The sequence below is a fragment of the Acinetobacter sp. YH12151 genome, from assembly GCF_013418355.1.
Classification (GTDB): domain Bacteria; phylum Pseudomonadota; class Gammaproteobacteria; order Pseudomonadales; family Moraxellaceae; genus Acinetobacter; species Acinetobacter pseudolwoffii.
Genome location: NZ_VPCG01000057.1, coordinates 1 through 11,972 on the forward strand (window position 1 = coordinate 1; position 11,972 = coordinate 11,972).

Consider the following 11,972-nt stretch of genomic DNA (forward strand, 5'->3'; position numbering starts at 1 on the left):
TTCAAACAAATTCAGGCTGGGTTTATACTGCATTTATTATTGATGTGTTCTCACGAGCAATTGTTGGATGGAAAGTATCGACACGGATGAATACAGATATGGTGCTCGATGCATTGGAGCAAGCATTTAGGGCGGCAGAGGGGGCTGGAACGCTGAGTGCGCCCATGCCGCATTGCGAAGCAAAAGATAATCGGATAAAATGTAGCAATTCATATTCGTAAGCGTGGAGTAATCAGATGGGAAATTCCAAGTCAGCAGACAAGTAAGCCGCAACAACCAGTATTGTTGTTGCGGCGCTCTGTAAGGCTAGTCTCATCTGATTGCTGACGAGCAGACGTCGCCCGGTATTCCTTAATCGAGGGTTGATTCGTCATGACCACCACACGCCCCGCGTGGGCCTATACGCTGCCGGCAGCACTGCTGCTGATGGCTCCTTTCGACATCCTCGCTTCACTGGCGATGGATATTTATCTCCCTGTCGTTCCAGCGATGCCCGGCATCCTGAACACGACGCCCGCTATGATCCAACTCACGTTGAGCCTCTATATGGTGATGCTCGGCGTGGGCCAGGTGATTTTTGGTCCGCTCTCAGACAGAATCGGGCGACGGCCAATTCTACTTGCGGGCGCAACGGCTTTCGTCATTGCGTCTCTGGGAGCAGCTTGGTCTTCAACTGCACCGGCCTTTGTCGCTTTCCGTCTACTTCAAGCAGTGGGCGCGTCGGCCATGCTGGTGGCGACGTTCGCGACGGTTCGCGACGTTTATGCCAACCGTCCTGAGGGTGTCGTCATCTACGGCCTTTTCAGTTCGATGCTGGCGTTCGTGCCTGCGCTCGGCCCTATCGCCGGAGTATTGATCGGCGAGTTCTTGGGATGGCAGGCGATATTCATTACTTTGGCTATACTGGCGATGCTCGCACTCCTAAATGCGGGTTTCAGGTGGCACGAAACCCGCCCTCTGGATCAAGTCAAGACGCGCCGATCTGTCTTGCCGATCTTCGCGAGTCCGGCTTTTTGGGTTTACACTGTCGGCTTTAGCGCCGGTATGGGCACCTACTTCGTCTTCTTCTCGACGGCTCCCCGTGTGCTCATAGGCCAAGCGGAATATTCCGAGATCGGATTCAGCTTTGCCTTCGCCACTGTCGCGCTTGTAATGATCGTGACAACCCGTTTCGCGAAGTCCTTTGTCGCCAGATGGGGCATCGCAGGATGCGTGGCGCGTGGGATGGCGTTGCTTGTTTGCGGAGCGGTCCTGTTGGGGATCGGCGAACTTTACGGCTCGCCGTCATTCCTCACCTTCATCCTACCGATGTGGGTTGTCGCGGTCGGTATTGTCTTCACGGTGTCCGTTACCGCGAACGGCGCTTTGGCAGAGTTCGACGACATCGCGGGATCAGCGGTCGCGTTCTACTTCTGCGTTCAAAGCCTGATAGTCAGCATTGTCGGGACATTGGCGGTGGCACTTTTAAACGGTGACACAGCGTGGCCCGTGATCTGTTACGCCACGGCGATGGCGGTACTGGTTTCGTTGGGGCTGGTGCTCCTTCGGCTCCGTGGGGCTGCCACCGAGAAGTCGCCAGTCGTCTAACCGACGACTGGTAGCAGGCCCGCTCCGATGCGGCGCACTAACCATCGAAACCTCGTGAATGTCGGTATCCTGTCTGGCAGGATACCGCTCATTTCCCTTGTTCAGTTCATCGCCGTCGCCGAGCATCTGAATTTTCGGCATGCGGCCAAGGCACTTGGTATCAGCCAGTCGAGCGTCAGCGCGCGTGTGAAAGCGCTGGAGGATAACCTTGGTGTCCTGCTATTTGAGCGCCATGCGCGGGGCGTTCGGCTAACAGACGCAGGCAGGCACTTCATGGGGCACTGTTGCAAATAGAGATTTGAGTCGATGATGTTCCCTTTAAAAAGTACTTAGAGACCGAAAACCCTGTTGATTAGACACACTTCACCCTGAGGCTGACCATAATAAAATGACGATGCTTGTCCTTTACGTAGTGCACGCATGACTTCAATACCTTTAATTGTGGCATAAGCCGTCTTCATAGATTTGAATCCTAATGTGGCCCTGATGATCCGCTTTAGCTTGCCATGATCACATTCAATCACGTTATTTTTATACTTAATCTGCCTGTGCTCAAGGTCTGGTGGACATTTACCTTCCCGTTTTAACCGTGATAAAGCACGTCCATATGTGGGTGCTTTATCCGTGTTGATCACTTGTGGAATTTGCCACTTCTTCACATTATTTAAAATTTTTCCAAGAAAACAATAAGCTGAATGGGTATTTCGTCTAGCAGAAAGATAGAAATCAAGAGTATGGCCACGTTGGTCAACTGCACGGTATAGATATGCCCATTTGCCATTCACTTTTACGTAAGTTTCATCCAGATGCCATAAATGTCGATCTGTAGGATTACGCCAATACCAACGTAAACGTTTTTCCATTTCTGGAGCATAACGCTGAACCCAGCGATAAATTGTGGTGTGATCAACATTCACTCCACGTTCGGCCAGCATTTCCTGAAGTTCACGATAGCTGATGCCATATTTACAATACCAACGAACAGCCCAAAGAATGATTTCACCTTGAAAGTGCCGACCGTGGAAGGGATTCATCTGCTGTATCTCGAAATAAATAAGATATTTAGCTTATCATGTCAGCCTATTTGCAACAGTGCCGTTCTATGCACTGGATTTTTCTATCTGGGGCTTACAGTTCAAATTTCGAATAAGAGATTTTATGTTAAATAGGTTCGATTAAGCAGATCGTCTTCTAATTTTGAACATTGCTCATCATCAATGACTCCGGTAATACTTTGTAGCCACAACCCATCTGCTGCTAAACGAAGTAACTCTAAATCAGGATGACTATCCGTTTCTGCATGTTGAGATAATCTATTTTTTAGCCATTCCATCCAAATTTTATTAAAGGTAGGCTCTGTGATCATAGTCATTGATAACGCTGACCAAGCAGAAACCACCCCATCTATTTGATGGATAAAAGAACTATGAATATAAGCTCGTGTGAATTTACCATATTCTGTTGGATCGCGTTTAATCAAGTATTCAACTGTTTGATCTAAATCAAGAATTATTTGATTGAACATTTCTTCTATCAAATTTTTTTTATTCGGGAAATGGTGAAATACCCCCCCTTTTGTTATACCTACTGCTGTAGCAATATTTTGAATAGAAACACCAGAAATACCCTTTTGAGAAACAAGAATAGTTGCCTGTTCAAGGATGCGCTTTCGAATAACCTCTGGTTGCTTCTTTTGTTGCCGAATTTCTTTCACTTAATGACCTGCTGATTGCGAAAATAAATTAATAATTATTACGCCAGATACGATAAAACCAATTCCAATTAAAGCAGGATTATCTAGTGTCTGTTTAAAAACAAAGTAGCCAACTACAGCAGTTAGAACAATCCCAACACCAGCCCATATAGCGTATGCGATACCTAAAGGGATTGTTTTAATAACTTGTGATAATAAATAAAATGCCGTGCTAAAAAAAATCGCAGATTCAAATCCCAAGTGCAACACATTTGTAGTTAGTTGAAAAAGTTAGGTGTATTCATAGAATCATTAGACTTTTTCAACTCGCAATTGGAAAGCACACAATGAAGAAATACACCCAACTTTCTCAAGATGAAAGATACGAAATTTATGCTACTTTGAAAAGTAAAAGTTCAATCGCTACCCTTGCTCGGGAATTAGGACGTTCACGATCAACCATCTACCGTGAATTAAAAAGAAATACTGGGCAACGTGGATATAGAGCTCAACAGGCAGCTAAATTTGCAAGTCAAAGACGGTACCGTCCTTCATCATCAATGACAGCATTTGCCTTCGCTTATATTGATTATTTGATTGGTTTGGACTGGTCACCCGAACAAATTTCAGGTGCTTTAACACAACGCGGTTGGCTGGATGTACCTTCACATGAGTGGATTTACCAGTACATTTATCAAGATAAATCAAAAGGCGGTAAACTTCATCTACATTTAAGGCATCAGAAGAAATATCGAAAACGCGGTTACAAAAACACGGATCGTAGGGGTCAAATCATTGATAAAACAAGTATTCACTGCCGAGACCAGGTCATTGATCAACGACAACGTTTAGGAGATTTCGAAGGTGACACGGTGATTGGTAAACATCATAAAGGTGCTTTATTGACTCTCGTTGATCGAAAGAGCCTGTATGTACATATTGTTCATTTAGGGCCAACAAGAGCATCCTCTCAAACGATTACTTGTGCATTAGATCGTTTACAAATGAGCCATGCTTATAGTGTGACATTTGATAATGGCAAAGAATTTTCCGAACACAAAAGAATTACTGATGCTGGCATAGAGACGTATTTTGCTGATCCTTACAAGTCTATTCAGCGAGCTAGAAATGAAAATACGAATGGTTTAATCCGTCAATATCTGCCAAAATCATCATCGTTTGATGGCGTGTCAAACGAACAAATAGAGCAGATAGAATTTGCACTCAACCATCGTCCTAGAAAAACACTAGGTTGGTATACACCGAGTGAAGTTATGGCTGGTTTTTATACTGTTGCACTTGCCGCTTGAATCCGCCAATAAAGACCATCACGCTTGGAAAAAGTTTTGTAAACCCTTCCGATTTAACTAAAAAACTACTTCCAATCACTTCGGAAACTATTGCAAATCCAAGTAATACATAAGCGAGTAACACACTGTTCATAAGTAATCATACCTAAAATACCAATCGGAAGGTATGTTAAATTTTCAAAAAAAAATTATCAATAATTATTTTAGATTTTCTAAAATTAACATAATACACGTTATACGAAATGCGTTATAATTCCACTTAGAAATCAATGCTGTAGTTTCTAGTTGATAGCCCACCTTCCCCAAGGTGGGCTTTTTTTGTGATTTTTCACGTTCCACGCTTACTTCTTGAGCAATGCTCCACGGTTTTAATAAGCCCAGGTGAACAATCAGATCAGCCATATGGCTTAAAGAAGCGGCTCCAGAAGCCTCTTTTTTCCGGTTCTGGGTCTACGTGTTCAGGAACAGGGATTCGCTTGTTTTCTTTTTCAACCGGAATAGTCAATCCATCATCTTTAGGTTTGGTTTCTAGTTTTGGATCTATCGCTATATCTGTTTCAGGTTGATGATTATTAGCTGTAGTGGCTTGGGATGGTTTCATTTCAATGAGGGTCAGGAGTGTGTCGATGCGAGAATTAGCTTTTGCTTCTCTATCTTCTGCCTTTTCTAGTTGTTTCTTTAGAAACTCAATCTGATTTTTGAGTTCTTCCACTGTTTTATCATTGTATTCAGGTGTATCTAGGTTTTGTATCGGAGACATGTCAATACGTTTTGGGTGTTTTCCACCAAAAGGCTCACCATAGACACGAAGTAATTCTGAGAAGTCGATAGAACCATCATGATCACGACTTAATACTCCGTTTTTTATATCTTTGTAGAGTGTGGCCCGAGATTTTTTATACAGTGTTGCAGCATCACTAACACTGTATTTTGTACTTGTTTTCATACTGTATTACTGTGTATTTAGGAGACGTATTAAAGAATACAACAAGTGTATTCTTTAATACACTCAAGGTTTAAAGCCTAATTGCTTAAGTAACCTAAAACACCATTTCTAAAATCCTCACTGGTAAAGGTTCTATCAACAAAACGCATATCTTCTTCTGTATTTATTAAATCTCTCAAAAAGCCGAGTTGATAATCCCATTCATGATCTAATTGTATAGAGCCACTAATTTCTGAACCGTCAGAAGTCTCAATTTGGATATGAGCTGAATAACCTTTAGTATTTTTTTTAGCACTTAATAAAGCAATTGCATCAATAAGCATTTCAAATTCCTTATATGACTATAGTTTAATTATTTAGTCTCAGATTTTAATTCTGGATCCTTCACTCACTGAGAGTTTAGTTGTTAACAGCATTGTTTTTAGTAGCTGACATAAATCCCACTTTTTCTAAGTATGGATACAGTTCTTTAGCACGATGTGGATCTTGCAGCATGTCAGCTATACGAATTGCAAATTGCGGAAAGCTTTCGGTGCCTTGGGAGTACTTACTCATCTCAGGTAATTGAGAGAGTTTATTAGCAAATAAATGTCGCTGAGCCTTAGTCATTTTTGAAACAAGATCTACGGTATTTGGATCTCGTGTCGAGTTTAAATTCTGCTCTGTTTGCTTGTTTTTAAATAAAAATGAAAAGCCGTAAATTGAACGTCCTTTTTTATGTTGTTCGTATTCAACAGTGATGTCAGTGTGTTCATTAAGCTGTTTAACTGAAATATCTAGTACTCGTTTTTTTAAATCAGAAATTATCGCGTAGTCTGTTTTATCAACTCCTAATTTTTCTCTAAAATCGGCTAATTCAAAAATTGGCGTTTTACCTGTACTTCGCCACGCTATTAAAAGCTCATATAAACGGATTGCATAAGCACTACTCAGATTACTAATTTGTTCTAGCTCATATTTAGTAAAATGTTCTTCTAATCTTGTAATTAATGGAACAATGGCTGGGGAAAAAATAAGTTTAACCACGGCTTCATTCTCTATATATCTGATTTCACTAACCCATCTAGATTTAATATGTTCTATGTTTTTAGAGTTTTTTTCTTGATAGCTAAACTGACGTAAGAACAGTGCATTACAAGCATTTTTCAATGTTGTATAAGCCGTATTTCTATGAACATTAAATTGATGTGCATAACTTTCAGCATGAACAACGAGTGGGTCGTTTGTATTGATACCTTTTCCACTTTCTCTAGCTTCAACAATAGCTAATAAGATTAGTCTTTGCTCTGCTAGATCTAGGTTGTAACTAGCATTGATTAAAGCATTATCTTTGACGACAGTATTTTTCATATCTTTATTTTGACGTGATCATTTGATGTCAATATATTGACACTATATTTTGATGTCAATGATTTTTTAGGTTATGCAAGATAAACGTCCATGTATAGCAAGATAAACGTCCATGTATATTAAAAATAATAGGTTATAAAATGTCTATTTAATATATTATCTAATCTATTATTTATAATAAAAACAATAATATATATAGATATTTTAAGATAATATCTTTGATATTATGTATTTAATATTTATTAAATATCTAATATATAATCGGAATTAATAAAAATTCATTAAATACAAACACTTATTGCAATTAGGTGGTTTATAATTCAACCTTAAAATTGACATTATAATATTTGTCAATATATGCAAGATAAACGTCCATGTATAGCAAGATAAACGTCCATGTATAGCAAGATAAACGTCCATGTATAGCAAGATAAACGTCCATGTATAAGCTCTGTAACCCTTTATTTTATAGGGCTACAGAGCATCTAAAAACATTAAAAGTATTTAAAAATAATTAAAAACGTGAATCATGAAAAATTGCCCTTGGTTTTCGCTTCGCTCAAACTCTATTGAATCTCGCTTTCGCTCGATTCGAGGGGCAATTTTTTGGTTAATATTTTCGTGAGTTTTAGAAAAAGCAAAAGCAACTCGGAATTCGCTTCGCTCATAGTACTTTTTTGCTCGCTTCGCTCGGTCTAGGCTCAATTTTCTACATATGATTTACGCCTTTTTTGACTTCACAGCCTAAAAAGCTGTTTTTCAGGGAGTCTAGGCACGACTTTTTGATGTTCGCTCGTAGACACTCGCTCTGATATAACGATTAGAGGCAAAAAATAGGGGGTAGACGCGTTTTTTCACTGATTATCAAGATTACCTATATCAAATAGAGAAAATGGCTTAAAACGCAAATCAGCGCAAAATGGAAAGCAGTTTATAGTCGTACTCAGGACTTTGATCTCAGTTATTTATGTGTGATGAGGGACACACAGATTTTTAATTTCGTTCAGCAGAATCGGCTGCGTCAGGATTTTTTAAGTGAGGTCCCCACTAACCGTTTTTAAAAAGTCGGATCAAAGACTTTGATTTGACTTGTTTTCTCAAGGTTCTTGGAATTTCTGGATCCGATGCCACTCGAATCTGATCTTCTAGGTCGATTTTTACAAATGTGGCTGGAGGGTTTAGACCGCCAAGTCTATGAAGTTGCCAAACTTCATCCTCAAACCACATTCTTCCAATTCTCTTACACACTCCAACTTAATGGCGTGTCCTTTCGTTACTCATTTCAACGCTCGCCTTTCACTCGAATTGAAATGCTTCCTTTGCCATTACAGCAAAGCCCTACTAAGTCACTCTCCCACAGTTCTGTTTTCGGAAGTTGCCTCCGATTGAATAAAGACCTCTTCAAATTAAAGAGAAATCTTTAAGCAATACGGCTTCGTCATTAAACAAAACTGCTTCCCAAGTTAGTATTAAAACAGTTGTTTTCAGTTGCCTGAAAACTGGCAGAACCCGTGCCGATCTCCTACATACAACACCTACATTCCTATCTCCCCCGATCGCAGTTCCAAGTCGTATCAGGTTTATACAATGCAATATGTAGTTAATAATCATCCACGTTCACGCCTTACCCATATCGACATACACAGCCTAAAAAGCACCATGTTGACGACCTTACAGGCTTGAGCTATCCATTGATCTCGACAGCAAAACAGAATGTCTTCCGACAAATTCACTGTTCTACCTAAAATCGAGTACCGATTGCGCCAGCTTTCGCCTTGCAACCCTGACACCTCACGATGCCCTCAAAAGCCCACCTGTGGGTATAACCTACGCCCTTGTCTTTATTTTTGTTTTTGACTTGAAGCGTCTGGTTATCAGCTATTCACGAGGTTACTCATTCCGTGAGTCCTCTGACTGTCTGTTTTAATACAGGGTTTTGGCCCTTTCAGCCTAGGAGGGAAGTTACTCCCACCGCCACGTCACCGTGATCCCGTGTCCTTGTCGCCCAACTGACCTCCACCTTGGGAGTGGAGGGTGTTCATTCATCAAAATGAGTGAACAGGTAGAAAGCGGGAGTCACACCCGCCAGCCCCTAGTGTAGCCGCGCCAGCTAGAGTTTCCTCACGCACGCAGCTTCACCACTAAAGCTTCTCAAAGACTGGCAATCCTCAAGAAGGGGGAGTGTGTCTGATTCATGGGTAGGCAACCCAGGAACCAAACAGAAAAGAATTGGCTCATGGATTGGCAGTCCACGCAAAAAATCAAAGACCCTAAAAGTTTTATATTTGATCAAGTTGCGGTCGTCAAGCCCATTTTGGGGAACTGCTATTTATAGAATCTCCGAAGGTGATTCGCAATCATGCTTAAAGTCTCAAAAATTGCATTTTTGAGACTTTAAGAATTTCTTATAGAATTTTTAATAAATATCTTTTATAAATCTCTTATAGAATCACTTTATTAAAATCACTTTAAGAGTAATAAAAAAATGATTTATTACAGCTATGTTCCTAAAGATTTTACAAAACATGTCATGGGAATGATGACGAACGAATATGATCTTGTTGCTAAGAAATTCATATTGAATATGAATACTGATGAAGCAAGCCGTATGATTTCAAAATGGATTGAGCGTTATCATTTACTGGAAACAGCCCAACAAACCTATCGAAGAAGATTGAACAGTGAGCCAGTTTTTAGCTTGCTGGTTCATTTCACTTATAGTTATTTACCAGGACTGAGTGAGAGTGAATGCTGGGAAAAATTTGATAAAAATGAACCTGCTTTTTTGGTGCAAGTAGAGGCTTACCTGTTTTGTCGAACCAGTGATGCTTTCTTATTGGATGAAAAAACTCAAAAAGTTTTGAGCAAAACAGACAAACAAGATTTATTGAAGATTAACCGTAAAATCTTTGAGATCTGTCCAAGTTCAGAGTCTTTTAGTTACATTGGTGAGGTTAATCCAATCAGCTGTGGTAGATATGAACTGGTACGTCTGACCAAGCCGAAGAAAAGCATTAAAGAGCTTCAAGCCAAGAATTGGACCAATGAAAAACATGTCACAGATTGGACCTGGCGTTTGACTGATAAAGCCTATAAGGAACAACTAGAACAAGGGAAAAGGGTCGTTTTGCGGTTTCAGAGCCTGATTGAAAAAAATGCCAGTCTGGATGAGAAGAAAGCCTATTTTGAACGCCATTTCCGGGCCTTGGAGGGCTATTTAGGCTACCGTGGGGTACGTCAGCAGATCGGAAATTTGTATCACCTAGAAAAACGCTTATTCAAGGATAAATATAATCAGCCCTGGTTTGATCATGGTGCCCGGACTTTAAAACTTTCATATATGAAAAAACTGAAAAGTTCGATTGTAAATAATTCATCATATCAAGAAGCAGAAGCTCATTTTAGGAGTGTATTAACGGAAGATCTCAACAAAAAATACGAAAAATGGAAGGCGAAGTCCAATAAAACCGAGGTATAGGATGTTTTTTAAATCAATCTCAATTAACAATGGTGATAACTCATGCAGAAATATCCTGATGATTATTATCTCAGCCGCCAAGAAATTGACGATTTGAGAGCTGAGGCTAAACACGCGGCAAAATATATGAAAGCTTTTTTCGATTTTAAGACCGAAGCTCGTTATTTATTTAGTGTGACATGGTCCGCCCAAGACGGGGAATTTATTGGACTCTGTGCCGAATTCCCGTCGCTATCCTGGCTAGATCCAGACCGTGATAAAGCACGCTCAGGCATTGAGAGACTTGTCTTTGATGTATTACAAGACATGAGTTCCACTGGAGAAGCCATACCTTAATATTTTTGGAAAAATGCCTGATTCCGCTGGATGTATTCATTCAGATTATTTGAATCTAAGCCGAATATTTGAAGTTTTTTATCGACATATTTAAAAAAGAAGCAGTAAACAATGTGCATTATCCCAAGTGCCAACGCTTCCATTTTGATAACCGGAAATAGAGCAGTCGTGTCCGTAACGAGAATTTCTAATGTGAAACGATTAAAAAAATAGATGAAAAAAGTCACCAGACTCAACAAAGTCAAAAGTGCATAGGCTTTAACACAAGCCTTGCAGTGCTTATTCATTTTTTCCAGTTTCTGAAAAGTTATAGGATTCATTTTGCTCTCTAGGCAGTTAAATTTTTAAGTGAAGAAATTTCTACCGATTCTAAATATCCAGGATTAAAAAAGGGAAAAAATTTCTGTTAGATGATCCCGTGCTTTGTAAAAAAAATATCAAAATTATAAAGAGTTGAATTCTATTAATACATTGAAATTAAACATAATTTTTAATATCGACACACATGATAGCTACCTAATGGAGCTAATTTAGGTAGCTATCATGTGTGATGCTAAGCTTTAAATTTTTTATAAAATATAAGCATTTGATTTTAAATATTATTTTGTTTATGTGGCAAAAATAAAACTCAAACATTAATATTTATAAGTTATTGAAATTAAATATAAAATTCAGATCACACATAATACCTACCTTGATGTGGAAAGAAGCTATTGTGTGTGTCGATCAGAGCATTATATGTAGAAAGGTCTCTAGTTCTTTATCCTGTCTACCCGACTTGTAATATGATTCATATATCAGCTAATTGGGAGTACGGCACTATGTCAACAGTAGATCTAATTGATGAAGATGACAATGAATCAGGTATTGCTGCCAAAGCTGCAAATGTACTTCGAGACCGCTTTATTGCCGCAGCGCAAAGAGGAACAGTGCTGTATGTAGAAAATGATAATTTAATGAGTAAAACACCGAATGGTGTGCCAATTTTGGTTAAACACTTGGACGGCCGGAATCCTGACCTTGCTTACCGACTTGCTGGGCGACGAACTTTTAAAATTAAAAAACGTAAAATTAATTCGAATTGAGGCAGGCTTTTACTCCCATTCGATCGAATTTCGAATAAGAGATGTTCTGTAAATTTAGAGTATAGCCTAACGGAACAAAATAAAGTCTTAAAAAGCAACTCAAAAACCGTATTTATAGACTTAATATTTAATTTCGGTACAATATGTATTTAATTATCTAAACTCTAACGGTACAGAATGCCTAATC

General features: G+C 39.6%; 12 protein-coding genes and 3 pseudogenes. 7 read left to right on the top strand and 8 right to left on the bottom strand.

Annotated features, from left to right (window positions below; translation table 11 throughout):
* From FTU82_RS14240 to FTU82_RS14250, 3 genes and pseudogenes are all read left to right on the top strand, one after another.
* A pseudogene (locus FTU82_RS14240) lies at positions 1 to 125 on the top strand (DDE-type integrase/transposase/recombinase); the annotation flags it as partial.
* A gap of 247 nt (positions 126 to 372) precedes the next feature.
* Positions 373 to 1,587 (top strand): chloramphenicol/florfenicol efflux MFS transporter FloR, encoded by a 1,215-nt coding sequence (gene floR, locus FTU82_RS14245; protein WP_000214122.1) that lies wholly within the window; start codon positions 373 to 375, stop codon positions 1,585 to 1,587.
* Between the two features lie 27 nt (positions 1,588 to 1,614).
* A complete protein-coding gene (locus tag FTU82_RS14250) occupies positions 1,615 to 1,881 on the top strand; it encodes a LysR family transcriptional regulator (RefSeq protein ID WP_077170324.1) in 267 nt (88 codons plus the stop codon).
* 35 nt (positions 1,882 to 1,916) lie between these two features.
* On the opposite strand, the gene FTU82_RS14255 is transcribed toward FTU82_RS14250, so the two are convergent.
* The 3 genes and pseudogenes from FTU82_RS14255 to FTU82_RS14265 all read right to left on the bottom strand — a co-directional run.
* Positions 1,917 to 2,621, bottom strand: a complete 705-nt coding sequence (locus FTU82_RS14255) for an IS6 family transposase (protein ID WP_005028420.1) — start codon at positions 2,619 to 2,621, stop codon at positions 1,917 to 1,919.
* Between the two features lie 122 nt (positions 2,622 to 2,743).
* Positions 2,744 to 3,301 (bottom strand): TetR/AcrR family transcriptional regulator, encoded by a 558-nt coding sequence (locus FTU82_RS14260; RefSeq protein WP_005146114.1) that lies wholly within the window; start codon positions 3,299 to 3,301, stop codon positions 2,744 to 2,746.
* Positions 3,302 to 3,523, bottom strand: a pseudogene (locus FTU82_RS14265) (SMR family transporter); the annotation flags it as partial.
* 104 nt (positions 3,524 to 3,627) lie between these two features.
* On the opposite strand from FTU82_RS14265, the gene FTU82_RS14270 reads away from it, so the two are divergent.
* Positions 3,628 to 4,590, top strand: coding sequence for an IS30-like element IS18 family transposase (locus FTU82_RS14270; RefSeq protein ID WP_125279924.1), 963 nt, complete (start codon positions 3,628 to 3,630; stop codon positions 4,588 to 4,590).
* Positions 4,591 to 4,597: 7 nt separating this feature from the next.
* Here the strand turns inward: FTU82_RS14270 and FTU82_RS14275 are convergent.
* The 4 genes and pseudogenes from FTU82_RS14275 to repM form a co-directional block, all read right to left on the bottom strand.
* Positions 4,598 to 4,723 (bottom strand): annotated as a pseudogene (locus tag FTU82_RS14275) (SMR family transporter); the annotation flags it as partial.
* Between the two features lie 261 nt (positions 4,724 to 4,984).
* A complete protein-coding gene (locus FTU82_RS14280; protein WP_005404788.1) occupies positions 4,985 to 5,536 on the bottom strand; it encodes a plasmid replication DNA-binding protein in 552 nt (183 codons plus the stop codon).
* 77 nt (positions 5,537 to 5,613) lie between these two features.
* Positions 5,614 to 5,859, bottom strand: coding sequence for a hypothetical protein (locus tag FTU82_RS14285; protein ID WP_005404787.1), 246 nt, complete (start codon positions 5,857 to 5,859; stop codon positions 5,614 to 5,616).
* A 76-nt stretch (positions 5,860 to 5,935) separates the two neighbouring features.
* Entirely contained in the window at positions 5,936 to 6,886 is a 951-nt protein-coding gene (gene repM, locus FTU82_RS14290) for a replication initiation protein RepM (protein WP_005404786.1), read from the bottom strand.
* 2,485 nt (positions 6,887 to 9,371) lie between these two features.
* On the opposite strand from repM, the gene FTU82_RS14295 reads away from it, so the two are divergent.
* Together FTU82_RS14295 and FTU82_RS14300 are read left to right on the top strand one after the other, a co-directional pair.
* Positions 9,372 to 10,364 (top strand): hypothetical protein, encoded by a 993-nt coding sequence (locus tag FTU82_RS14295; protein WP_227554861.1) that lies wholly within the window; start codon positions 9,372 to 9,374, stop codon positions 10,362 to 10,364.
* Between the two features lie 126 nt (positions 10,365 to 10,490).
* Complete coding sequence (locus FTU82_RS14300; protein WP_005404800.1) at positions 10,491 to 10,700, top strand: hypothetical protein; 210 nt, start codon at positions 10,491 to 10,493, stop codon at positions 10,698 to 10,700.
* On the opposite strand, the gene FTU82_RS14305 is transcribed toward FTU82_RS14300, so the two are convergent.
* Positions 10,697 to 11,020 carry a hypothetical protein gene (locus FTU82_RS14305; RefSeq protein WP_104442387.1) on the bottom strand — a complete coding sequence of 108 codons (324 nt, stop codon included), beginning with the start codon at positions 11,018 to 11,020 and terminating at the stop codon, positions 10,697 to 10,699. The genes FTU82_RS14300 and FTU82_RS14305 overlap by 4 nt on opposite strands.
* A 501-nt stretch (positions 11,021 to 11,521) precedes the next feature.
* On the opposite strand from FTU82_RS14305, the gene FTU82_RS14310 reads away from it, so the two are divergent.
* Entirely contained in the window at positions 11,522 to 11,785 is a 264-nt protein-coding gene (locus FTU82_RS14310; protein WP_127801456.1) for a hypothetical protein, read from the top strand.
* Positions 11,786 to 11,972: the final 187 nt, after the last annotated feature.